Genomic DNA, 23,522 nt, shown 5'->3' with positions numbered 1-23,522 from the left:
GTAGCTTCAGGCAGAAGTTCCTATTCAGATTTGCGAGCGCCATGAACTCATTAATTAATGAACACGGGTTAATGGAAAGCCATTGTCCTGACGCCAAAACAATTTATCCACACTTGCAAAAGTAAGCCCCCTTCTCTTTCTTTTCCCATTTTTTAGCTGAAGAACACCCTTGTCCTGTCGACTTCAATCAAAGTACTTCTGAAAAAAAATCTCAATTTAGACCAGTCACCGAATGAGTTCTCAGGATTGCATAAGTCCAGATCTACACCAGGAAAGCATTTAATTGAAGCTGTATATATACACATATAATTATATACAGTCACATTACGTTTTAGCTGTATTCTCATTCGTACGACATAGGATTAATGTACGTGTTATATCTCCCACTATTGTGAGCAGACACATGCAGTTCGTGCTTTCCAGGTAAAGCACAAGACCGATGTTGAGCAGGCTTTAGACCTGAATCAGGACTGTTCACGTCATCCAGGCGCAGCAGCGGTTTTAGTGAACCTCAATACGTCAGACTGAGCTATGTGTGCCTTGGCAGTTGTTAACAATCTTCAGGCAAGCTACTAGCCGGGATTTGGACCTAATTCCTACGTCGAAAACCAAAGGCTATCTTTTTTAAATAATGTTGGGTGTGATTGCTCGGTCAAATCAACCTAAAGTCTTAGGTCTCCAGAGGGGCTTACTTATTTCAAAATTAAACCTTTTATCACCGAATATAACATCACCGTTTTTCGTCTCAACACGCTTCATATACGAACTTATCAGATGGCATGCACACTGTGCCTGAGTCAATAAGAGTGTTGCGAAGGGTATATTAAAACGATGAAAACGTACTGGTGTCACTGTCATTAATTCAGAAGTCGCTAGTAGGATTTTCTGACATCAGGTCTCTGACAAGATTCGCTAGCAGACTGAACTCACGGCACGTATCGGAATAGCGCGACTGAAGACGCTTGCCAAGAGTTGCCAGTAAGTTTCTAAAAGTTTGTCGACAACGATTGACGATTTACAGGGAAAAGGGTTAGTGCTTTGTTGAGAAAATGGTTCGCGAGATAAGGGCAGAAAGTGTCTGTCCCTCCAAGAAAAGATACTGACTAAACAGCAAATCATGTGCAGCCACATTTTTGGTCGACATAACGCTGAGAAATTCAAAATGCGCCAGCCGTAAGCAATCATGCAAAAATATCAGCAGAAAAGTTGAGGAAAGAAAACGATTCTGCTGATACATCGCAGTGTTCATTCGAGCCTCTCCCTTTACTTTCAATCAACGCCAATATCGCCTCAGACAGCAATGAAAAACTTATCAATGCTACAAATAATCCTCGCAACATTATCACAGCAGCTCAACGTGCCATTAATCACTTATGACGTGAAGGGTACAGATCTGTCAAAGCCGTAACTAAATTCAATGACTGTTATCGAACAAGACCAGCTTAACATTCTCTGTTAGATGAACATTTGCCAAGGCGTGATGATGAGAAGTTAATATTCATCCGCGATTAAATAAGTAATTAAGGTCCAGGAAGGAAGTGGGTTGCACACAAGGCGTGTAACTGGCTTAGGAAATGACAAGGGTAATGTTATCGCCAGCTTAAACCACACTCTGGGATAAATTAATCAAAGGTATAATTTAGTAGGAACGTGAGATGGGTTATTTAAAGGGCAGGGCAGTCAACTTTTATACAGAGCATGTTTTATGAAAGATTCTATAGTGATAATTGCTTTGCATATAAATCAGAGAATTCTCTGAGTAGTGACTTCTAACCTAATAGATTCAATTTCATTATTTGATCACTGGAAGTCGACCTTACAAAATTTGAATGAAAGGAGCTGGATTGAGCGGAATGTTCGCCACATCCGAAAAGCATGAAATGCGACAGTAACATAGGCTGAAATTCGTGGCGATTTCACCCTGAAATCCGGCCTAAAATAAAAATAAAAACCATTAAAATCAATAACTTATCCGTGAAATTTCGGTGGCGAACATAATGAAGTTTCATCTGGAATTTCAGGTCCCTACGGAGCTTTACTCTTGGCGATTTCAGGCTGAAATCGCCAAGATTCAAAACTAAATTATTCGCTTAAATGTTTTTCAATAGTCGCCAAAATAGCCGCATCAAGTTCGTCCTGCAGTTCTTTTGATAAACGACTAAATTCATAATTAACTAAACGTCCTTTAGTTTTCTTGCGAGCATATTTATCTTTCTCGGCAAAATTCCACAGCTTGTGAGTCACGAAAGAATCTTTACCAGGCCGTTCAAGAAGGGTAGGGGATACCTCCTTAAACAGATTCATAATTGCAGTCTTAAACTCATCGGGTGCATGCGAGTCACTGACGTTGCTTTTCAGCTCTGTGACCTGATCGATAAGTTCGTCGGAGCTCATGCCTTTCGCCTGCAGCTGTTCATGGAGGCTCAGCAAAAACTTATAGTCAGGGTAAGTCAGCTCAGATTGCACAGGGAAGGGGAGAAGTAACTCGGATGGCACAGAGGCAGCCTGAATAGCACGCGTTACTTTAGCTTCAGACATTTTCTGAGAAGCTGCGATTTCTTTCTGATTCATCCCGCTGTCGCGAAGCATCAATAAACGTAAACCCACTTCGCGCAGATTATGCTCTTTAGCTGTTTGAATATCAGCGGCCAACTGGCGTGCATCAGCAACACTGATTTCAGCGAACGTCACCAGGATATTGAGTCCAACCTTTTCAATAATCGCGCCTGCCCGACGACGAGATCCATCGAGGATTTCTATCCGCCCATCGACTTTACGCCCTATTGCCGGAAAAAATTGCTGTAGCTTGATGGTCCGTGTGATGTCCGTTAATGACTCGTTGGTTAATGCAGACTGATCCCGCCCGTTAGTTTCGAGTTGAACGAACGTGGCCTCTGCCACCTTCGATGCCTCAATGGTCTCAAGATGGAACATGGCACTTTTGCCCGAGGCCAAAGTAAAGCGCTGAGAGTAACCGTCTTCTGAGGTTGTTTCATTTGGGGCAGACTCACGGAAAGTCCTTCCAATAGGTTTTTTAATTGTCATCACTCACCTCAGTTTGTTCTTATAAATTCAACGCGGTCAAATACTGACTTTGCAAAGTCTTCAGCGGCAATACGAGAATTCTTAAGAGTTTCGTTGCTTCCCACGTAAGTTGCCGGATTGGCAGAGATCACCGTGTCAAAGGACTCTCCACAGCGCTCAAAGCCATCAAGGCGAGGCAAAGCCACATCAAGCATATCACCACCAAAGATTTCCTTTGCGAGGCTGTGACAGACCTTGTGGTCGGCTTTATTGAGAAGCTTAGACATAAAGCCAATGTTGCCCAACAAACGCGTTTTCATTCCTGAGTCCTCAATCATGCCGATCAACTCAGGCAGACGAGTCAAATATTTGAGTGTTGAATGAAAATCAACTTGAGCAGGGGGGATAGGAGTCATCAATAAATCCGCTGACGCTATGGCGTTTGTCAGGAAAGCATCGAGATGCGGGCCACTGTCGATGAAAATGAAATCATAATCGTGAACCAGTTTATCAATGATGTTTTCACGCAGCACGGCATAGGGATTTTGTTTGCCTAAATGTTCGGCACATAGCCCCTCCCAGCGAGAAGCGATAAAAGCATCCTCGATAGAGGCTGGCAAAACGTCAACGCCTGGCACAACTGAAGAAACGATAAATTCTTCAAGTAACTCTTCACGTGATGGGTTTTGCAGCATGGCTTGAGCTGCCGTCGTATCGACCGTTCCGACTGAGCGTGTGTGATTTAGGAACATCGTTGCAGAGGACTGCGGATCAAGGTCAATCACCAGTACTCTCAGGTCCTCAAAGAGTAATTGAGGGTGGGCACGCAATCCATGGGCTAATGAGACGCAGCTTACCGTTTTTGATACGCCACCCTTCAAATTACCCAGGAAAATAGTAAAAGCTTCTCTATGGCGATCCCGATATTTTGGTACCCCACGATGATGATATATATCAATAATGTTTTGCAATGACATCACGTATTTAGTGGCAGAACCTGCCGCTTTTTTATCAAACTGATAGCCTGCAAGTTCCATTTCAGCCACCGTGTAATCAACGTTTGCTCGAGTTAATTTTGGCAGTTTTGACAAAGCAGCTTTTGCATAAGTTTGATAGAAAGATGTTTCAGACATCTCTTCCTTAAGGGTCTGGATCTGTTCAGTCAAAGAAATAAGCATCCTCTCCGAACGTTGGGCAACCTTCGAGATCTGCTTGCTATCAGTAAGCATTTAATACTCCATTCATGCAGCATTTTTGATTTTAATCGATAATGCTGCATGTAAACGACGAAGTAAACACAAAGATTCATTTTCAACACATAAATTGATTAAAATATGTTCTTGATCTCATAAAGTGAACAAATTGTGCACGTATTACGCCAAAGAGAACGCCAATTGGCTAAAAGCTGACGGCTTTTAGTAAAACTATAGCCGTGCTCGATAATGACCATCCCTCAAGTATTTTGTTTATTTTTCTCTTTAGATCTTTAACTTTATGATTAAATATTCACTTAAATATCAATAATTTATATTGATAAAGGTGGAGTAAATTCATGCTTGAAGTTGAAGATTTTTATGTTATATGTGGAAGGATTTCATGATAGATGAGGAGGGATTTTCTGTGGATAACATAAAAAAAGCAGTCGCTTAAATGTAAAACCGCTTGAGATTGTACAGCATCGAAAAAGTCAGTTCCTGAGATGTAAAATGAGTCAAATGAGAAATTTTTAAGTATCGAAGATCTGATAAGCATTTGTTCTTTTTTTAGTTTAGATCTTTCTTTTAGGGGGTGTTTTTATCTATATATAACATGAAGTTACACGTTTATATGTGGAGTTATTTCAGGTCTCAAGTGGATACTTTTCCTGTTATTGGTGGAGGAATTTCCTGTTTAATGTAGAGTAATTTTCTGTTGATAACTTTCTATTATTCAATGAGTTAAAACCTATGTATAACTTCGGGAAAACATGAAATATACATTTAACTATCTGATAAATATACTAATTATAGCGAATGGTGTCACAAGTCAAACAAGATAGCTTCATCCCATATCCAACCAAGTGAGTAGCAAGTTCAGCCCGAATGTTAGTGACGGATCTACAAGGTCTGCATGAGTTTATAGTTAAATCAGTAACATCATCAATTTACTGATTTAACTCAGTCTACTTATTGAAAGCGATTAAGTGAAGGTGGAAGTATTTCCTGTAAACGATATCTGTAGAACATAGGTGGATAAATTTCCTGTAGCAGTAGCCGTTAGTTAAAGGTGGAAGTATTTCCTGTAAACGACATCTGTAAAACAAAGGTGGATAAATTTCCTGTAACGGTATTCGTTAGTTATAGGTGGATAAATTTCCTGTAACGGGACACGTTAGTCAAAGGTGGATAAATTTCCTGTAGCGGGACACGTTAGTCAAAGGTGGATAAATTTCCTGTAACGGTACACGTTAGTCAAAGGTGGATAAATTTCCTGTAACGGTATTCGTTAGTCAAAGGTGGATAAATTTCCTGTAGCGGGACACGTTAGTCAAAGGTGGATAAATTTCCTGTAGCGGGACACGTTAGTTTAAGGTGGATAAATTTCCTGTAGCGGGACACGTTAGTTTAAGGTGGATAAATTTCCTGTAGCGGGACACGTTAATCAACGGTGGATAAATTTCCTGTACGGTACTCGTTATTTAAAGGTGGATAAATTTCCTGTGGTGATACCCGTTAGTCAAGGTGGAGTGTTTTTCTGTTGAGTGAGAAACAGGCAAAGTGATCCTGTCACAATGATGATTTAATTCAAAAATTTTCTAGACGCTTTTGTGGAAGAATTTCCTGTTGTGTAACTAGGCCTTTTGATGGCATTTTTTGTCCGAAAATAGGAGAGAGTGAGATATATGTGGAAAAATTTCCTGTAATGAGTACGGTAGATGTGGATTAACTAATTGAATTATATAGAGTAAATAGTTTGTTTTTTTGCTTTACGTTAGTGATTTTTATGTGGAATAATTCAAACTCTTTCCACATAAGGATCAGCCAGCATGGAATTAGAAAAACTCACAGTAGTTCAGAGTAATAATTTGCTGGATGGTGCTTATGGTTCAACACTGGATGAAATACGTTTGTTGTATCTGGCACTGGCACAGATAGACAGCAGAAAGCCTCAGCCGGATACTTTATACCATCTGCGTCCACAAGATTTTCAAATGGCTTTTGGCGTAAATCCAACAAGCAGCCATCGACAATTGCGTGATGCGGCTGATAGCCTGATGAAAAAACCCGTCACAATCTACCGTAACGATCCAAAAACGGGAAAAATTCGTAAGATTCAAATGTCCTGGTTTTCTCGTTTAGAGTATGTGGTCAGCGACGATCACAGTGCTGTAGTTGTCCGTTTTGGGCAAGACGTTGCCCCCTATCTTTATGAATTAAAAGAATCTTTTACGCAGATCAATTTTAATAGTATTACTAAGTTAGAAAGCCCTTTCTCTTTGCGATTGTATAGCTGGTTGATTAAAAACAAAAATATCAACGTTCGCAATAATAACAAAGTCATTGATGTGGTTCTTGAGATTACCTGGATGCGCGAAATGGTTGCACTCGTAGGTAAATACAAAGACTACCGCGATTTTAGGCAAAAGCTTTTAGAACCGGCGATTGACCGCATAAACGCTCACACCGATATATCCGTTATATGGGAACCTGTTAAAAAAGGGCGCACAGTTTTTGCTATTAAGTTTTCTTACGTAGATGAATCAACACCTGTGGCAAGCAAACCACTCAGGCCCAGGTTGCCTCGCCGACCGCACGCTGTTGCAGGTTCTGCGCTTGAGGGAGAGTGGGCCCGTCGGAGTATTGAAGTTTTTGAAGAATACCTGAAAACACTCACTCAATATGATGAGACAGAAAAAGCAACCTTACCTGATTTGCGTAAACTTGCCAGCTGGCACAAAATTGTAGGTAACGCACTGAGACACAAACAGGTTCTTGCAGAAATAAAAGCGCGTGCAAAAAAATAGTTTTAGATAAGCAGGGCGCTACGATGAAAGTAAGTACCCACTAACTATGCTAAACAAAGTGGATGTTCATCATCATAAGTTTTCAGAAAATCACTCCACATATACCTAATCATCCCATACCTAAAAATTGATGTTTGCCGCCAGCACATTCAATGTAGATATCTGCATAGCCTTGTAATTCACCCTTTTTTTCCTGATTGACAATCCATTGTTACAGAGAACTCAGTAGTTCTATATTTGGTCGGGCTTTCATGTTCATATTTTTAAGGCGCATATGAATGTTGTAACTAATAAAGACTCTCTTTTAAGTGTGACGATGTCACGTATATCTGCGGTGATGCCGATATTCACAAGGCCAGAGTCAACTGACTCGATGCCCGCGTCGCTCAACGCGTCCGCAGCTCAAGTCTTGCACACAGAGCCAGAACACACGAAAGGTGTTGATGCGTCAGGTGAGTAAGGAGCGGACGAATGTGATGCGGCTGACGCCATGGGTAAAAAGGTGTATAAGGGGTCCGCTTGGAAAACGGAAATTATCCAACGTTAAGCCTGTTTTTTAAGCGGGCTGGAGTTGACAGGCAGCTATGATCGATAAGCGGAGGTTTGCGCTGATGATTGCCGGGCATCCATATAGCCCAGTATTCTTTCGAAGGGTGGCACTTCTGAAAAATGCAGGTATTTCAGGCATTGCTGATTCGCAACATCTCTGTGACTTTATGTGCGGGATGAAAAATCCGGCATGAAGGACACGCCGGATACCTAAATCATCCAAAACGACTTTCAGTCAATTGACAGACTGTTAATCGCCAGCGCTGCGCGCGCGGCTTCCTTGCCTTTCTTAATGAAATGCTCTGTATAGAATGTTTCTAGCACTTCAACCGGCTGGAAGTTATGAGGCGTCCGCGACACAGAATAAACCGGCACGTTGGTGGAGAGCTGCACGTTCATTAACACGTCAACGACGGCAGCCGCAACAAAAATCGTGGCGATAAATTCCACCGTCAACGACCAGCGCAGCGCAAACGATGGCATCGTATTTACCGGTTTCAGCTAAGCGTTTTGCCAGTGATGGCATCTCAAACGCGCCCGGGACGTCGAAGATTTTAATTCCGCGTTCACGTCCTGCACCAGTAATTCTTCCTTAAACCCTGCAAGGGCATTATCGGGGTCTGACGCTCAGTGGAACGAAAACTCACGCTAAGGAATTGAATGAGTCTGGATAATCAATCACCCACCCACTTTTATTATGAAAAACGACTAAAAAGATTGTTTTTTGAAAGATGTTCATTGCATTGTACTGGTAGCGTAATTTAATTAAGATCATCAAAAAAAGGAAATGATATGAATATTATAGAAAGAATTAACCCACCCCCTAGTTTCTCTAATGGCTGTATGTATCATAATAATGATACACATCTAAAAAAAACCTTTAATAAATCAAATAACTGGATCTGTTATTAATGTAAAAAATACCAATACTGATTTCCGCATTGTCAGTAAAGAACTATCTCTATACAGGAAAGTGAAAGATAACACTATGTTGGCAACTGTTGTAGATACTAAATTACACAATAGCCAGATCCAAACGAACACGACAATCTTCACCAACCATCGCCATGTGCAGTTCAGTTTGTTCAACGAGCGGTGCAATCTCACGCGGCTGCTCAGCTAATATCGCATTATTTTGGAGAGGATTTAACCGTGGAACGACAAAAAAACCGGATTTGGGTTTTGCCACTGCGTAGTGTTCATACTCCAGCGTTCGCAAGGTTTTCAACGCAGTTGTCAGGCTGATATTCCATGTCGCTGTGCTTTCTCAATTAGCATCGGTTCCACACCATTTCGTTCTTATCTGTGTGTATTAAAGAGAGTAGTTTAACTATCAAGGCTTAAAAATAGTGAACTCCAGTCATTCATTATCGAAGGTCTTAAAAGTCTAAATTCGTTCAATTATTAGCCAATGACCTCTGCCTGGTGCATACCTCATTATTTATTATCTCTGATAAATGGAAAAGATGAATAATACATTACAAATGATTAAGGATATTGATAGATATCTTTCCCCATCGATTATTGAATCTGCAAAGAAATGTGCAAAGAGATTGATGTCCGCCTTAAATAATGATTCATGTGACCGTCAGAAAACGGTATTGCTTGCTTATGGTGGTGGCAAGGATAGCAGCTATATGGTTGCTTATATCCGGTATGTTCAAGGTTTAGTATTGGCGGAGAAAGGCGATACTTTTCTTTTAAGGATTGTTACAAATCGTCATGCAGGAATGAATGACAGCGTGATGGAAAATATTGACCGAGTTTACCAGGCATTAAAGATTCACGGTGATGAATTAGTCGAATGTTTAATTACTGATGGCTTACTCATTCGTCCATTCCAACGACATTTAATAATGCCTGATGCTGTCCGCTGCCAGAATCGTATGGATGTGTTAATGAATGGTCACCGGTTTCAAGCAGATGCTCGCTCAACCTTTTGTAACGCCTGTAACCTGAGTATGGTGAACTCATTCGGCATAGCTGCTCATTACAATGGGGGGGTTGATATCATTATCACAGGAGACTCTACACATGAGCAAACGGCTTATATAGCATGGGCTCGCCATCTTTCCCGCCTGTTTAAAGCGCCAAAAACTGAGCAGCATCATGGGTTCTCGGGTTTTCTCGAAACCTTGGATGGTGTAGCGAAAGCATACTTTAGCAATATCTATGGTGTTGACAATGTTGATCCGGCCCATCGCATTATCTTCAAACTGGCGCGTGACCCATTGTTTTTTAATATCTATCAGGACACTGCCTATGAGGCGGGAGCCCACTGGACATTATTGAGCGATTTTATGCATTTTAGCTTTGACCCGCTGATGTTTAGTTTTTCCGAGTCGGATTGTGGCAATCCAACATTGATGGCTCACATTCGTGGTTTAAGAGCTGAGACATTATTGAAACGCAGCTATAAAGAGGGAATTCGCGAATATGTACATTTCGCCCTTGGACTAATGAGGCAGAAGGATTTTCCACCTCATTTAATTGCGGAAATGGCTCAGCGCTATAAGGATGACGATGCAATCGTAAGCCAGCGTCAGCGTTCAGAGCAGTTCGCGCTGGACGCTTTCAACCTCACTACCGAACATCTGACTTGTATGATCTACTCACCGTTTACTGAACGAGGGAGAAATTTGGCCACTTATTTGGTGCAGGAAAATCTTCATTTTTCAGTTGATGATATCCATAAGCTTCTTGGTGACAGTAGCACGCCAAATAACACATCTCTAAGTGGGGATTTGCAACAACTCTCCGGTCTTACCTTGCCACAGTTGCGTCAATGTTATGGCAGTTTACTGGTTAACTCACTATTGGAAGGTAAGTCGGCAGACCCACTTGCACGAATACTCCGTTTTGACCCGCATAAAGCGGTTATTCAGGTGAGTAATGGAGTGACTCAGGAGGTTGTTAGTGAAGTAATTTCTGGACGTTAATCAAGGGACGAAGTTATGAAAAATATCTTTCTGCAGATCGGGGCTACACGTGATGGGCAGAACCCCTACTGTGAAATAGCTCAGGGTCAGGGATTTTATACCGTGTTGGTTGAAATGGGTGACTTTGTTGACTATCAGTCGCTATGTATAGCGTTCCCCTTCGATATGATCTTGCGTATTGATCATCCCGAAAATCACGTTGAGGTGTTGCAAGCCTACATGAATGCCGGGTTACTCAAGCGGCCGGAAGTCGTGCTCGCAGGATTTGAAGCTTATAACCAATGTGCCGGTCGTGTGCGGGAAATGCTCAGCAATTCACACGAAAGTCAAAGCTTTATACCGTTGGATAAGTACGCCCAACGTATGGCTCTAAAAACGACCAATATTAGTTTTTCTCAGCCCAATTTTCGTTTTTTCTCATCAGCACACAGTATCAAAGATTCACGTGACGTTTTAAGTTACCCCTCTGTAATTAAGCCAATAGATGGAGGCGGTGGGCTGGGTATTTGGCTTATTAAAACGCCTGAAGATCTGGATTCTGCTGTCAATAAGCTGGCGGCTACTATGAACTATGGCGGACGCTTATTCTCCGGGTTCATTATTGAAAACTACCTGCAAGGTGAAGAATATTCGTTACAAGGAGTTGTTTGTAATGGACGGCCATTCGCACTAACCTGCTGTCAAAAGGTCATTGAAGTAACAGAGAATAATGACGGTAATATCAGTTTTTACGAATCAGGCCATGTGGCAGAAGCTGCCAATAAATTGCCCGAAGAATTTATCAACTTGATGCACTTCTGCTGTGAAACCTTTAATTATCAACAGGGGGCATTCCATATCGATTTCATCGTGGTGGATGGTGTCCCCTATTTCCTCGAAATGGGATTTCGCTTATCTGGTATGGGAGTGGTTAACTTGGTTAAGGAAACAACGGGCCTTAACTGGGCGGAAATTGCCTTTAACATCGAACAAGGCAAATCGTTTGAAGGTATTACTTATTTACCGCATTCTCCTGCAGTAGGTCACTTACGTTTGCGTCAGGCATCGCATCTTTCTGCCGCCGAGTTTTGGGTACAACAAAATCAGTGCGGCAATGTGTTACTACCAATTAATTTTCCGCAGCTTAATATCTCTAGTGAATCCTCTCTTTATGCGGATTTGACCCGTCACGCCGGTATTCTCGGTACATTGCGTCTGACGGCGAATGACACACGGGAAATTTTGACGGCCTTCCATGGCATTATATCAACGAGTCGGGCATCTGCTAATAAGGGGTTGCAATGTGCAGAATGATCTTGGCACGTGGCGATTTCTCGGTAGCGCAAGTCATGGAGGCTGCTCGTTCCATGTGCTGTGGAGAAACGGCACAACACGACGGGCCTATAAAGGTGCATCCTAATGGCTGGGGTTGCCTGTGGCTAGAAAATGGAAAAATAAATACTCTACATGGATCAGAGTCTTTTGCTGATGCGTTATCAAATATTGATATTGACAGCATTCGTACAAAATTTTTAGCAGTTCATGTACGCCATGCAACGCTGAGTAAAAATATCGGAGTTCAATTCTCTCATCCATTGTTTCGTCAGTGTAATTCCACTGCATGGTATTTGATGCATAATGGTTTTCTGCCAACAATTTATCCACACCTAAGTTTAGATGTCTCACACTTCGACTCGGCAGAATACCTTGAATATATTGTAGACTATATAAATCCGGGGGATTTTACTCGGTATTACCTCTCTGGGAAAATGGCGAGTTTAGCCCCTGGTAGCAGTTCAGGTAATGCTTTCTTTATTACAGGTGATAAAGCTTGGGCTTGGCAGTGGTATCCAGAAAATACATTGTTACAGAGTTATTTTACGATGCATCTTTATCAAAATGGCAATACTAAATACATTGCATCAGAACAAGTTTTAGCCCTGGGAGAAGCATCTCATTGGCGTCAGATGCTTAATCACGAACTGTATGAAATATCTTTAGCGGAGTGAATGTATGACCATATTGAACCAAGTCCGAATAATTGATCCGACGACGCAGGTTGAGTCTGCCTGGCTTGATGAAATCGTTAGCGCACGAGTTCCACTGCTGGTCTTACGCAACTTTCTGAAACCTGAAGTAAGAAGGGGGGTGGTTGATGATTTGCAGCAATGCCGAAATAGCATCCAGGTTTCTCATTATTCAAATGGGGCTTTGACTACCTTGGGACCATATTTGGCAAAATATATCTCCGCACCGGAAAACTATTTTACAGGATTCCGCGATATCCAACCATTGTTGCCGAGCTCACTTACTTCATTGCAACAGAAAGTATATCAATGGGTAAAACAGGTGTTGAAACTAGACATCCTGGAGACGGCGAATGATGTTCATTACGGGCCATATGCGGGGTCAATTGTACGTTTTCATGCAAATGGCGTGTCAAATCCATTACATAACGACCATATAGTCCGTGACGCCGCAGGTACCGGCTTAGTGGTAACTGAAATACTACATCAGCTGAGTTGTGTCGTTTGTCTACAAGAATGTAACGATGGCGGAGCCTTGCGTATCTACAAGAAAAAATGGCAACAGGAAGATGAGCGTTTTAAAACGTTAGGTGAATTGGGCTATCAAGATGGCATAAAAGAAGGCTATGAAAGCTTTGAATTCCGCCCTCTCAGTGGCGATATCTACATATTTAATCCAGCTTATTACCATGAAATAGATCGTGTCGTCGGCGATACGCGCATCACCATGGGTTTCTTCTTCGGGATACGAGATAAAGGTATGAAGCAGGCAATCGCCTGGAGTTAGCACTACTCTCCATCTAAAAAGGTATCACATGATAATATTCAATAAAATTTATGAGTTGCTGATTTATCAGCAGGTGGATTTTGACATCATTGAGCATGAGGCTGAGGGCTGCACCGATATTATTAGCAAAATACGTGGCAATAGCCTTCAGCAAGCAGCAAAAGCTATGGTTCTGCAGGTACAGAATGGTACGGAACAGCTACAATATGTTTTGGCAATAGTTCCGGGCGATAGCAAGGTCAACTTCAAAAGTATTGCCCGCTTAATGGGGGGGAAGAAGTCCACCTTTGCGCCGCCGGAAGTGGCGCAAAAACTTACGGAGTGTCAGATGGGGGCAGTCCCCCCTTTTAGCTTTAATGACAAATTAACGCTGTGTGTAGATGAACGCCTTTGCAGCGTAGGGAGACTGTATTTTAATGCTGGAGAATTGAATAAATCGATATCGTTGAACGCCGATGATTATTTCAAGGTGGTAGGGCGACATTGTATTGCGGAAATAGCAACACCGATGATAGCGAAAGTTTAGCGAATTATATAAGGAATACATAATGTCGTTTAGAGATACGCTATTGGCTCTCTGTGTAATTGTAGCTTGGGGAGTTAATTTTGTGATTATTAAGGTTGGACTTCATACTATGCCACCATTTTTATTGGCTGGCTTGCGTTTTACACTGGTTGTATTCCCGGCAATCTTTTTTGTCAAGGCGCCGAAAATACAGCTCCGCTGGTTAGTGGCGTATGGAATGACCATCAGCTTTGGTCAGTTTGCCTTTTTATTTATGGCGATCAAAATAGGTATGCCTGCAGGATTGGCATCATTAGTGATACAAGCACAGGCTTTCTTTACCATTTTGTTAGGCGCGTTGATACTCGGCGAAAAACTAAAATGGAATCATATCACCGGAATTTTTATTGCTGCTATAGGCTTGTTTATGTTGGCTGCAGCAGGTGTGCAAGGTCAGGTCGCTGGAGGTATCAGGCTGACTGCAATGATGCTGACACTGGCTGCTGCACTCTCATGGGGGGTTGGCAATATTACAAACAAAGTGATCATGCGTGATCGCCAGGTGCCAATAATATCATTGGTTGTTTGGAGTGCATTAGTGCCGATAGTGCCTTTTTTCGCCTGCTCATGGCTGTTTGAAGGAAAAGCGGCAATCAGCTATAGCTTATTGAATATAAATGGCCAAACCATCCTGGCTCTGATTTATCTGGCGTTTGTTGCCACCATCCTTAGCTACGCAATCTGGGGAACTTTATTAGTCCGCTATGAAACCTGGCGTATTGCACCGCTGTCATTACTCGTACCCGTTGTTGGCATTCTCAGCGCCGCGTTAATACTTAGTGAAGAGCTGTCCTCCCAACAACTTATCGGGGCTCTGATCATCATTGCCGGTTTGTTGGTGAATGTGTTTGGCGGTTTGTTAACGTCTAATCGAAGAGCCTATTAGGGGTTTGACGCTCAGCGGAAGGCACTGTTGCAAAGTTATTGATGAGGTCCAGACTGCTGCCGTACTGCTTAATCGCGAACGGGTCGGCATTACTCACCAGATAACCTTTCCCAGCCTGCGCAAACATGGCGAAATCATTCGCGCTGTCACCAAATGCGATAATGGCTTCTTTCGGAAGAGTGGTTTCTTCCATGAGAAACGACACTGCCTGATCCTTGCCACAACAAAGCGGGATAAATTCAACATCATAACAATCAGGTGGATCACCGGCGGCTGGATTACAGCGGGTAAAAACGACACGAACGCGTCGTTCATCAGCAAGTGCCTGTATGAAGGCAAAATCACTGTCCATTGCCGGACCTTCAGGATAGTAACAACTGGTTTTATAGAGGCCCTGATAATCGTCCGGTTGTTTACTCAGGGGCATACCTTTTTCCAGCAGCATGCAGATTATACCGTCGACGTTTTCACGGCTATATCCTGAACGACGTATCCGTTCAGACCAGGCTTCCGATGGCCAGAGCATGCCATTTCTCACCCAGTAGAATTCAGTACCTAGGCTACAACAGATAAAATGGGGACTCCGTGAAATATAGCCTTTGGACTTTCGCCAGGCCGAATCCAGATTAGTTCCTGTCACCCAACCTGCGAGGATGCCTTTTTCAACCGCACTGGATTCAATATACGACTCCAACAGGTCAACTCCCCCCAAGGCCTTTTTGTTACTGCCCGAGGGAATGTATGTTTCGTCAAGATCGCAGCACACCACAGTACGAATCACCGTTGGGAAAGGAAATTCAGATGGCCATTTTTCATTTAAAAAAGTCATAAAGTACCTCGATAACTCTGTTTTGTTCCTGGAGCGACATGTGGTTATGTAGCGGAAGATGAAACAATGCAGAATGAATAATTTCAGAAGGGGCGAACTGTTCAGGACTGGAATAAGCGCTAGCTAATGGGTGTTCCCCGCAATGGGAAAGGGTTGGGTAGTAAATATCTAACTCAACTCCTCTTTCACGCGCAAAGGAAAACAAAGAATCACGCTCCCCCTGGCAGATCAGTACAGGGAATAGATGCCAGGTATTCTGATATTTCTCAGGCGTAAGCATTATTTTATGTGACAGTTCTGCCAGCAGAAGATGGTAGCGTGCGGCAAGCAGAGAGCGTTTCTTTGCGTTATTTTCAAAGTGTCTGAGTTTGACACTGAGCGTGGCAGCCTGCATGTTATCCATGCGGCTGTTAAACCCCCAGTTTTGGGCTTTTATATTCTTTTTACCTTCAGAAAATCCATGATAGGAATATTGTCTCGCCATGCGCGCAAGCTCTGGAGATTGAGTCAGTATCGCCCCGGACTTACCAAATGAACCAATATTCTTGAACGGGTTAAAGCTCAGAATCAGCAAGTCACAATAATTCATGAGTGACCGGATCCCGAAGCACTGTGCTGCATCTACAATAACGGGGATATCGGCCTCATTAGCTATGCGGTAAATAACATCAATATGCCGGCACGAGCCATAAAGACAGACAGGTAATACCGCTTTTGTTCTAGATGTCTTAAGGCGTGCCACTTCATCCGCAAGCATATTGAAAGACTTATCAATATTTGCGAACACCGGCACTGCCCCGACAGCCATTACAGCATTCTCAGTAGCTGCAAAGGAATTCAGAGGGACAATCACTTCATCACCGGGAGCAACACCCACAGATTTAAGCGCGATTTTTAACGCATCAGTTCCGCTACTGGTGGCAATGCATGTATATGCACCATAGATATTTTTTAATATTTCTTCTATTTTCTCAATATACGGCCCGCTGGTAAAAAACCCGCTTTCAATGACATCTGAAATGATGTCCCGGCATTCCAGTCGTTCTTGACGTGAGTTCAGTCTAGATAGAGGCAGAAATGCAATATGTCCGGACTCATCATATTCCTGCTCATCATTAATTCTCTGGTAAATATCTTTAAACCGTTCCTTTAGTTCATTCTCCGTTGATGCGCTGAAAACCATTTCATTTAAAACGCAGACATCGTTAAATTCTTCCATAAACACCTCCATTTGATGTGGGATATAAATAAACCATTGGAGAGTTATGTGTGACATTTGTATTACGAATTAGCGGATGCGATCACAACTTAATGAATTATGTTAGTGATGGGCATCATAGTTTGGCTTATCACCATATTAAGTTTCTATCTCTAAAGGATTTTTTCTACAACCTGGAAGCCCTCTGCCTGAGTGCTTTTTGAAGTGTGAAACGAGAAAGTTTTGATTAGCAATTGTGATGGATGTAACTACAGGACAATTTCGCCTCGTATTTCTAACCAAAGCCGAAAGTACAAAAACAGTCAAAACGTACAATAATTTTCGATATCCAAACTGCCCCCTGATAGAGTTTCTGAGAAGAATGACAGAGGTTCAAAAGGCGCGTAAAGGAGCAGGAGGAAAAAATATCGCGATCGCGACCATCGGTTGTTTTTTTTTAATTTATAAATTGTTCGCCTTAGTCCTTTTTCTCCGCTTTGCATTGCAGAATTTTTCCGCTTCGTGACCGTATTCACACCCTGCAGTAATCTACCGATAAATCTTTGACCCTCTTCGCACATTGGTTTCACGATGATGGAAACCGGTTTCCAAATTGACTCAAATACCCTCAGAAGAAAAAAAAAGGCAGAACATTAATCATCGTGGAGTAAAGCAGAATGAAAAGAATCATGCTTTGTTGTTCGGCGGGGATGTCGACCAGTATGTTAGTTCGCAAAATGAAAGAGGTCGCGTCGGCACGGGGCGAGGAAGTGCAGATTGAGGCTTTCGGTGCCAGCGAGTTTGATGAAAAATTCCGTGATTACCAAGTGGTGTTGCTCGGGCCACAGGTGCGTTACATGCAGGCTGATTTATCGGCAAAAGCAGCAGAATTCCATATTCCGGTCGAAACCATCAACATGATTGATTACGGCATGCAGCGCGGCGATAACGTGCTGGACTTCGCTTACGGCCTGATCGCACAACAAGGAAGCCGCGTATGAGTGGTCTCTATCAGGCGATGGTCAACGTTATCGAGAAGCATATCACGCCACTGGCCGGCAGCGTCGGCCAGCAGCGGCATGTGATTGCCATTCGTGACGGTTTCATCGCCGCGCTGCCGTTTATGATTATCGGCTCCTTCATGTTGGTCTTTATCTTCCCGCCATTTTCACCGGACACGACCAATGCTTTCGCGCGCGGCTGGCTGGATCTGTCGCTGAAATACCGCGAACAGCTGATGTTGCCGTGGTATCTAAGTATGGGGGTCATGACGTTCTTCATCTCCGTCGGTATCGGCGCAAGCCTGGGTAAGCATTACAAACTCGACCCGATCATGACCGGGTTGCTGGCGTTTATGGCGTTTCTACTGGTGGCCGCGCCGTATCATGATAAACAGATTTCTACCCAATATTTCTCCGGTGAAGGCATTTTCACCGCGATCTTGACGGCGATTTACGCCGCCGAAGTGTATGCGTTGCTTAAACGCCGTAACATTACTATCCGCCTGCCGAAGGAAGTGCCTACCGGCGTGGCACGTTCATTTGAAATTCTGATCCCGGTAGTGGTGATTGTCGCCACGCTGCATCCGCTTAACCTGTTTATTCAGTCAGCCACCGGCATGATCATTCCTGAAGCGATTATGCATTTGCTGGCACCGCTGGTTTCGGCCTCTGACTCACTGCCGGCGATCCTGATTTCAGTGTTTATCTGCCAGGTGCTGTGGTTTGCCGGTATTCACGGCGCGCTGATTGTCACAGGTATAATGAACCCGTTCTGGATGACCAATCTGGCGCTGAACCAGACTGCATTACAGGCTGGTGCTCCGCTGCCGCACATCTATCTGCAAGGATTCTGGGATCACTATCTGCTGATCGGCGGCGTCGGCTCGACCCTGCCACTGGCGATTCTGCTGCTCTGCAGCAAGGCCGTACATCTACGTACTATTGGTAAAATGGGCGTGGTGCCGAGTTTCTTCAACATCAACGAACCCATTCTGTTCGGCACGCCGATTATTATGAATCCGGTGTTTTTCCTGCCTTTCACGCTAGTACCGATGCTCAACGCGGTCTTCGCGTATACCGCCACCAAACTCGGCTGGGTCGCGCAGGTCGTGTCGCTTACGCCCTGGACGACGCCCGCGCCAATTGGTGCGTCATGGGCCGCAAATTGGGCATTCAGCCCGGTAATTATGTGTCTTTTCTGTATGGTGTTATCGGCAGTTATGTATTACCCATTCCTGAAAGCCTACGAACGTACTTTGTTGAAACAGGAAGCAGAAAAGGCGACACCACAAGCGGCGGGTAACGCCTTGCCAGCTAACAGCTAACGGACAAGCGAGGATGACGGTGAAATATCAATTTCCAAAAGAATTCTGGTGGGGCAGTGCCAGTTCCGCACCACAAACGGAAGGGGAAACCCTGAGCCACGGTAAAAGCGCCACGGTATGGGATCACTGGTATTCCCAGCAACCGACGCGTTTTCACGGCGACGTTGGGCCGCAGGACACATCGACATTTTACAAAAACTGGCGCGAAGATATCGCGTTGCTTAAGCAATTGAACCACAACACGTTCCGCACTTCGATTTCCTGGGCGCGACTGATCCCCAACGGACGCGGCGAAGTGAACCCTGAAGCGCTGACGTTTTATAACCAGGTGATTGACGAAATGCTGGCACAGGGCGTGCAGCCCTTCATCAATCTGTTCCATTTCGACATGCCGATGGCGATGCAGGAAATTGGTGGCTGGGAAAACCGCGATGTGGTTCACGCCTATGAAAAATATGCTGATACCTGCTTTGAGTTGTTTGGCGATCGTGTGAAACACTGGTTTACCTTCAACGAGCCGGTGGTGCCGGTGGAAGGTGGATATTTGTATGACTTCCACTATCCGAACGTGGTGGATTTCAGACGTGCGGCGACCGTGGCCTACCATACGATGCTGGCGCATTCGCTGGCGGTAAAAGCGTACCGGGCACGCCAGCAGGGGGGCGAAATTGGTATTATCCTCAACCTCACACCGTCGTACCCGCGCTCGCAAAACCCGGCAGATCTTAAAGCGGCAAACATTGCTGATCTGATGTTTAACCGTAGTTTCCTCGACCCGGCGCTGCGCGGTGAATATCCTCAGGAGCTGATAGAATTGCTGAAAAAACACGATCAGCTTCCGGCCTGCCAGCAGGGTGATAAGGAACTGCTGACGCAGGGCGTGGTGGATTTATTGGGCATCAACTATTACCAGCCGCGTCGCATTCAGTGCCGCGACAGTATGGTCAACGCGGAAAGCCCGTTTATGCCAGAATGGTTCTTCGATAACTACGTCATGCCGGGGCGCAAAATGAACCCGCACCGTGGCTGGGAAATCTACGAGCAGGGCATCTACGATATCCTGACCAATCTGCGCGAAAACTACGGTAATCCGCGGTGCTTTATTTCCGAAAACGGCATGGGCGTGGAACATGAACTGCGCTTCGAGAAGGAAGGGCGGATCGACGATGATTACCGCATCGAGTTCGTGAGTGGGCACCTTAAATGGCTGCACCGCGCATTGCAGGAAGGCAGCGGCTGTCTCGGCTATCATATGTGGACGTTTATCGATTGCTGGTCATGGATGAACGCTTACAAAAACCGTTACGGTTTTGTGCAATTAGATCTAGAAACGCAGAAGCGGACGGTGAAAAAAAGTGGCGAATGGTTTGCTAAAGTCGCTGCAGAACACGGTTTTAACTGACAGTAAATCTCTTACACAAGGAAAGACATGGCAAACATTAACGACGTTTCGCGGCTGGCGAAAGTGTCGAAAGCGACGGTTTCCCGTGTCCTGAGTGGCAGCCGCGGAGTCAAAGAGGAGAGCCGCCTGGCGGTAATGCAGGCAGTTGAAACACTGCAATATAAACCGAGCATGATCGCGCAGTCTCTCTCCACGCAGTCTACCGGCTGCATCGGCGTGATTTGTGCAGCGGAAAATATCAACCAGAGCACCGGTTATCTGCATGCGCTGGAAAAAGAGCTGCGCCTGAATCAGAAATATTTACTGCTGCGTTTCGCGACCAATGCTGCAAGCCTTGCGCATTCGGTTGACGAGATCGGGCGGGGGCTGTGTGATGCGATGATTGTTATCGGAGCGCGTTTTGCGCTCCCCGCGCTGCCTGAAAACGTCATCACCATAGATTGCCTCGATGAAAATTGCGGGCGCAGTATTCATTTTGACCGTAGTTTTGCGACCGAAACAGCCTGTCAGTATGTCCTTCAACAGGGGCGGCGACAGATTGCGCTGATTAACGCTGAAAACAGTGAGGCCGCAGGCCAAATTCTTCAGGGCTATCATCTGGCGCTGGAGAAATTCCTGCTGCCGTATGACCGTCGGTTAGTGTATAGCGGCGAGCAGGCACTCACACAACTGCTAGCGCAAAACGTTCCGTTTAATGCATTACTGGTGCCGGACGATGCCACTGCGCAGGACGCATTGCGTCAGCTTGCACAGCAGGGGCGCGCCGTGCCGGATAGCGTGATGGTGTTCAGCCTCGACAGCACGTTGCCACCGGGCGTTTCAGCGGTTCCGGCGATTGCCTATCCGCTGGAAACGCTGGCACAAAGAGCAATAGCGTTGCTGGCCGGGCAGTTTTCAGCGAACACCGGCGAGCCGGTTCGCGGTCAGCTCTCTTTGCCTGCATGAAGGGGTCCGCTTGGAAAACGGAAACTATGGTCAATTCCTGCCGTTATGTTTCATAAATTTGCTGTCGCGCCGTGAGTGCCCAGGCTATTCTGGCCAGCTTGTTTGCCAGAGCACAAGTGAAGACAAAGTTGCTCTTCCGGCACAGTAAATCCCTGACCCAATCGGCCAACTTGCCAGACTGGTGTTCCAGTTTTTGTATGAATACCCTGGCTCATTGAAGCTACAAAGTTCGGACCTTTTTGTTACCTCGCTTACTCATTCCCAGCAATGTCGTCCAACCTCATCTTCGTCCAACTTTCTTTTCAACTGAGATTCCGTTCGAGGTTTTACGAAACGCATAGATGGACGCGATGCAGCTTCACAAATGGCTTCGGCATCAACGTAGTACTGGGAATGAGCGAGTGACCATCTCATTAAATATCCCACGTATGACTGTTTTTTAAGCAGGCATAACAGTCCGCTTCGAGCGAAAAGTGAAAGTTCGCAGCTATTCTAACCACTGGTTAAGGCATTACTAACATCACGATGTATTAATTAACGGGGTTAAGGTCAGAGGGCCTGTAAAGTTTCGTTAGGCCTGCTATGAGGCAGGAGGGGACCAACCGGTCCTGACTGCCTGACTGAAGGTTGTCCTGATAATAAAGACATTAAGAACTGTGGGACGTTTGAATTACGCTAAGCAGATCGGATTTTAAATTTATTAACATCCATGTGTAGCACACCACGGCACGTCTCCATTGATTAATGATGTCACATCAGGTCGATACCGAATCTGTGAAGCACATGCGCATATACCCAAAAAATCAGCACTGTAATGAGGCAGGATGCCAGCAATGCTATCCAAAATCCCCACCGCTTATACATGAGGGGGAAACAAAGAAACATCGGAAGCGTTGGGACCACGTACCAAAACGTGTACCATGCATGACTCGCAATTTTGTGCTGCGTTTGCCCTTCGATCTTCATCCATATCAGCACTAAAACGGTCACTAGAGGCAATGCAGCCAGCAAGCCACCGAGCCGATCACTTCGCTTTGCTACTTCAGAAATTAGCACAATCATCCCTGCAGTCACTGCATATTTAACTATCAGCCAGAGCATTTTTATCCTCTTACCAAGTAAATTCGACTGACCATAACATCCACTATATCAACCGGCTTCAAAGCTCTTTGAGGTATCCCAAAAGGTTTTTTTGATATGCCTGAATGCCTTCTGTTGGCGGGTTTTTAACGACTAGTTCTAAGAGGATCCTCACCGCATAATCTTTTTTACCTGCTGATGTCAGGCTAAGTGCAAAGTAAGGGATTACCTCTTTACGCTCAGGATAATCACTGATTAGAGACTCAAATAATAGTTCCGCCTCTTCAAAAAAGTTTAGGCATCTGTAAGTACAGGCGAGCCCAAATTTGGCTTCAAAGTGGTCTTCTTTGGATAAGTCCTCTTTGAGGGCTTTTGTGTAGTAACCCAAGGCATCGCTTTCAAGACCTTGATTATCGTAAGACCATGCGATGTTAAGGTAAATAATCCCGTTATAAACTTCAGACCCGATGATGGAAAAAAGTTGCTGTCTACTTTCTTCAAAGCGACCCTGCTTTCTAAGCTCTATGGCATGGTTCAGTAATTGAAGATTTTTCATAATATCATCCACTTCAGTGAAGTTGCTGATTAACATAAGACTCCTTACTTGCCCCTCAGTAACGATCTCAACGCCGTTTCACACTGAAGACGAAGATATCTACGTATAACCCCATCCAAACTGCCAAGAATCGCGCTGATGAATTTGCATTGTGTTCATATCTATATAATTAATAGAATAAAAGGGATTTCGCCATTCTTTAAGAGATGAACCGGCAAAAGGAACCTAATGGTGTCTTTACAGGCATCTCCAACGTCTGCCTATGGCACAGCGCCACGAGATCTGCTACCAGCAAGGAGCGGGCATTACACACCCGTTGATTTTGATTCTAACGGCGGGATCTCAGTTATCAAGTCAATCCTAACAGTTGGGCCGGTAGCAGGCTTTCCTATCTCTTTTACCTCCAACCGTACACTTTGATGATTCT

17 protein-coding genes and 3 pseudogenes are annotated in these 23,522 nt (G+C 44.4%); 11 read left to right on the top strand and 9 right to left on the bottom strand.

Annotated elements, in window-relative coordinates; genetic code table 11:
- Positions 1 to 2,082: 2,082 nt before the first annotated feature.
- The gene (locus GA565_RS23945; protein WP_152201788.1) at positions 2,083 to 3,045 is read right to left on the bottom strand and encodes a ParB family protein; all 963 of its coding nucleotides are present in this window, start codon (positions 3,043 to 3,045) and stop codon (positions 2,083 to 2,085) included.
- 8 nt (positions 3,046 to 3,053) lie between these two features.
- Positions 3,054 to 4,253 carry an AAA family ATPase gene (locus tag GA565_RS23940; protein WP_152201786.1) on the bottom strand — a complete coding sequence of 400 codons (1,200 nt, stop codon included), beginning with the start codon at positions 4,251 to 4,253 and terminating at the stop codon, positions 3,054 to 3,056.
- 1,796 nt (positions 4,254 to 6,049) lie between these two features.
- On the opposite strand from GA565_RS23940, the gene GA565_RS23935 reads away from it, so the two are divergent.
- Positions 6,050 to 7,027 carry a replication initiation protein gene (locus GA565_RS23935; protein WP_152201785.1) on the top strand — a complete coding sequence of 326 codons (978 nt, stop codon included), beginning with the start codon at positions 6,050 to 6,052 and terminating at the stop codon, positions 7,025 to 7,027.
- Between the two features lie 780 nt (positions 7,028 to 7,807).
- Here GA565_RS23935 and GA565_RS23930 read toward each other — a convergent pair.
- Both GA565_RS23930 and GA565_RS23925 read right to left on the bottom strand, forming a co-directional pair.
- Positions 7,808 to 8,185: pseudogene (locus tag GA565_RS23930) on the bottom strand (6,7-dimethyl-8-ribityllumazine synthase); the annotation flags it as partial.
- Positions 8,186 to 8,600: 415 nt separating this feature from the next.
- Positions 8,601 to 8,828 (bottom strand): annotated as a pseudogene (locus GA565_RS23925) (PLP-dependent aminotransferase family protein); the annotation flags it as partial.
- A 214-nt stretch (positions 8,829 to 9,042) separates the two neighbouring features.
- On the opposite strand from GA565_RS23925, the gene GA565_RS23920 reads away from it, so the two are divergent.
- Genes GA565_RS23920 through GA565_RS23895 form a run of 6 tightly spaced genes read left to right on the top strand, consistent with a single transcriptional unit; the run spans position 9,043 to position 14,759 of the window.
- On the top strand, positions 9,043 to 10,515 hold the full coding sequence (locus GA565_RS23920) for a hypothetical protein (protein WP_152201783.1): 1,473 nt from the start codon (positions 9,043 to 9,045) through the stop codon (positions 10,513 to 10,515).
- Between the two features lie 15 nt (positions 10,516 to 10,530).
- Positions 10,531 to 11,808, top strand: a complete 1,278-nt coding sequence (locus GA565_RS23915) for an acetyl-CoA carboxylase biotin carboxylase subunit family protein (protein ID WP_152201781.1) — start codon at positions 10,531 to 10,533, stop codon at positions 11,806 to 11,808.
- The gene (locus GA565_RS23910) at positions 11,796 to 12,503 is read left to right on the top strand and encodes a class II glutamine amidotransferase (RefSeq protein WP_152201780.1); all 708 of its coding nucleotides are present in this window, start codon (positions 11,796 to 11,798) and stop codon (positions 12,501 to 12,503) included. The genes GA565_RS23915 and GA565_RS23910 overlap by 13 nt, the downstream gene beginning before the upstream one ends.
- A gap of 4 nt (positions 12,504 to 12,507) precedes the next feature.
- Positions 12,508 to 13,308 (top strand): hypothetical protein, encoded by an 801-nt coding sequence (locus GA565_RS23905; protein WP_152201778.1) that lies wholly within the window; start codon positions 12,508 to 12,510, stop codon positions 13,306 to 13,308.
- Between the two features lie 28 nt (positions 13,309 to 13,336).
- Positions 13,337 to 13,834: a YbaK/EbsC family protein gene (locus tag GA565_RS23900; protein WP_152201776.1), complete on the top strand. Its 498-nt coding sequence runs from the start codon at positions 13,337 to 13,339 to the stop codon at positions 13,832 to 13,834.
- Positions 13,835 to 13,856: 22 nt separating this feature from the next.
- Entirely contained in the window at positions 13,857 to 14,759 is a 903-nt protein-coding gene (locus tag GA565_RS23895) for an EamA family transporter (RefSeq protein WP_152201774.1), read from the top strand.
- On the opposite strand, the gene GA565_RS23890 is transcribed toward GA565_RS23895, so the two are convergent.
- Together GA565_RS23890 and GA565_RS23885 are read right to left on the bottom strand one after the other, a co-directional pair.
- Positions 14,740 to 15,588: an HAD-IIB family hydrolase gene (locus GA565_RS23890; protein ID WP_152201772.1), complete on the bottom strand. Its 849-nt coding sequence runs from the start codon at positions 15,586 to 15,588 to the stop codon at positions 14,740 to 14,742. The genes GA565_RS23895 and GA565_RS23890 overlap by 20 nt on opposite strands.
- Positions 15,572 to 16,807: a DegT/DnrJ/EryC1/StrS aminotransferase family protein gene (locus GA565_RS23885; protein ID WP_152201771.1), complete on the bottom strand. Its 1,236-nt coding sequence runs from the start codon at positions 16,805 to 16,807 to the stop codon at positions 15,572 to 15,574. The genes GA565_RS23890 and GA565_RS23885 overlap by 17 nt, the downstream gene beginning before the upstream one ends.
- 656 nt (positions 16,808 to 17,463) lie before the next feature.
- Here GA565_RS23885 and GA565_RS23880 point away from each other — a divergent pair.
- The 4 genes from GA565_RS23880 to GA565_RS23865 are packed head-to-tail and all read left to right on the top strand — an operon-like array spanning position 17,464 to position 21,459.
- On the top strand, positions 17,464 to 17,787 hold the full coding sequence (locus GA565_RS23880) for a PTS sugar transporter subunit IIB (protein ID WP_055778493.1): 324 nt from the start codon (positions 17,464 to 17,466) through the stop codon (positions 17,785 to 17,787).
- Complete coding sequence (locus GA565_RS23875) at positions 17,784 to 19,112, top strand: PTS sugar transporter subunit IIC (protein ID WP_152201769.1); 1,329 nt, start codon at positions 17,784 to 17,786, stop codon at positions 19,110 to 19,112. The genes GA565_RS23880 and GA565_RS23875 overlap by 4 nt, the downstream gene beginning before the upstream one ends.
- A gap of 19 nt (positions 19,113 to 19,131) precedes the next feature.
- Entirely contained in the window at positions 19,132 to 20,514 is a 1,383-nt protein-coding gene (locus GA565_RS23870; protein WP_152201767.1) for a glycoside hydrolase family 1 protein, read from the top strand.
- 27 nt (positions 20,515 to 20,541) lie between these two features.
- Positions 20,542 to 21,459, top strand: coding sequence for a LacI family DNA-binding transcriptional regulator (locus tag GA565_RS23865; protein WP_152201765.1), 918 nt, complete (start codon positions 20,542 to 20,544; stop codon positions 21,457 to 21,459).
- Between the two features lie 43 nt (positions 21,460 to 21,502).
- On the opposite strand, the pseudogene GA565_RS23860 reads toward GA565_RS23865, so the two are convergent.
- The 3 genes and pseudogenes from GA565_RS23860 to GA565_RS23850 all read right to left on the bottom strand — a co-directional run.
- Positions 21,503 to 21,843: pseudogene (locus tag GA565_RS23860) on the bottom strand (hypothetical protein); the annotation flags it as partial.
- 366 nt (positions 21,844 to 22,209) lie between these two features.
- Positions 22,210 to 22,560, bottom strand: a complete 351-nt coding sequence (locus GA565_RS23855; RefSeq protein WP_152201764.1) for a DUF3147 family protein — start codon at positions 22,558 to 22,560, stop codon at positions 22,210 to 22,212.
- A 58-nt stretch (positions 22,561 to 22,618) separates the two neighbouring features.
- The gene (locus tag GA565_RS23850; RefSeq protein WP_082457398.1) at positions 22,619 to 23,131 is read right to left on the bottom strand and encodes a M48 family metallopeptidase; all 513 of its coding nucleotides are present in this window, start codon (positions 23,129 to 23,131) and stop codon (positions 22,619 to 22,621) included.
- Between the last annotated feature and the right edge of the window lie 391 nt (positions 23,132 to 23,522).

Source organism: Rouxiella sp. S1S-2, assembly GCF_009208105.1.
GTDB lineage: Bacteria > Pseudomonadota > Gammaproteobacteria > Enterobacterales > Enterobacteriaceae > Rouxiella.
The sequence above is the reverse complement of the archived record's forward strand: the minus strand, read 5'-3'. Positions and strand labels throughout refer to the sequence as shown.

What these genes read in the sequence shown, in the direction of transcription:
- GA565_RS23855 (WP_152201764.1), bottom strand. Translation starts at nt 22,560, where the DNA reads ATGCTCTGGCTGATAGTTAAATATGCAGTGACTGCAGGGATGATTGTG.
- GA565_RS23920 (WP_152201783.1), top strand. Translation starts at nt 9,043, where the DNA reads ATGAATAATACATTACAAATGATTAAGGATATTGATAGATATCTTTCC.
- GA565_RS23935 (WP_152201785.1), top strand. Translation starts at nt 6,050, where the DNA reads ATGGAATTAGAAAAACTCACAGTAGTTCAGAGTAATAATTTGCTGGAT.
- GA565_RS23915 (WP_152201781.1), top strand. Translation starts at nt 10,531, where the DNA reads ATGAAAAATATCTTTCTGCAGATCGGGGCTACACGTGATGGGCAGAAC.
- GA565_RS23885 (WP_152201771.1), bottom strand. Translation starts at nt 16,807, where the DNA reads ATGGAAGAATTTAACGATGTCTGCGTTTTAAATGAAATGGTTTTCAGC.
- GA565_RS23875 (WP_152201769.1), top strand. Translation starts at nt 17,784, where the DNA reads ATGAGTGGTCTCTATCAGGCGATGGTCAACGTTATCGAGAAGCATATC.
- GA565_RS23945 (WP_152201788.1), bottom strand. Translation starts at nt 3,045, where the DNA reads ATGACAATTAAAAAACCTATTGGAAGGACTTTCCGTGAGTCTGCCCCA.
- GA565_RS23900 (WP_152201776.1), top strand. Translation starts at nt 13,337, where the DNA reads ATGATAATATTCAATAAAATTTATGAGTTGCTGATTTATCAGCAGGTG.
- GA565_RS23905 (WP_152201778.1), top strand. Translation starts at nt 12,508, where the DNA reads ATGACCATATTGAACCAAGTCCGAATAATTGATCCGACGACGCAGGTT.
- GA565_RS23850 (WP_082457398.1), bottom strand. Translation starts at nt 23,131, where the DNA reads ATGTTAATCAGCAACTTCACTGAAGTGGATGATATTATGAAAAATCTT.
- GA565_RS23865 (WP_152201765.1), top strand. Translation starts at nt 20,542, where the DNA reads ATGGCAAACATTAACGACGTTTCGCGGCTGGCGAAAGTGTCGAAAGCG.
- GA565_RS23880 (WP_055778493.1), top strand. Translation starts at nt 17,464, where the DNA reads ATGAAAAGAATCATGCTTTGTTGTTCGGCGGGGATGTCGACCAGTATG.
- GA565_RS23910 (WP_152201780.1), top strand. Translation starts at nt 11,796, where the DNA reads ATGTGCAGAATGATCTTGGCACGTGGCGATTTCTCGGTAGCGCAAGTC.
- GA565_RS23940 (WP_152201786.1), bottom strand. Translation starts at nt 4,253, where the DNA reads ATGCTTACTGATAGCAAGCAGATCTCGAAGGTTGCCCAACGTTCGGAG.
- GA565_RS23895 (WP_152201774.1), top strand. Translation starts at nt 13,857, where the DNA reads ATGTCGTTTAGAGATACGCTATTGGCTCTCTGTGTAATTGTAGCTTGG.
- GA565_RS23890 (WP_152201772.1), bottom strand. Translation starts at nt 15,588, where the DNA reads ATGACTTTTTTAAATGAAAAATGGCCATCTGAATTTCCTTTCCCAACG.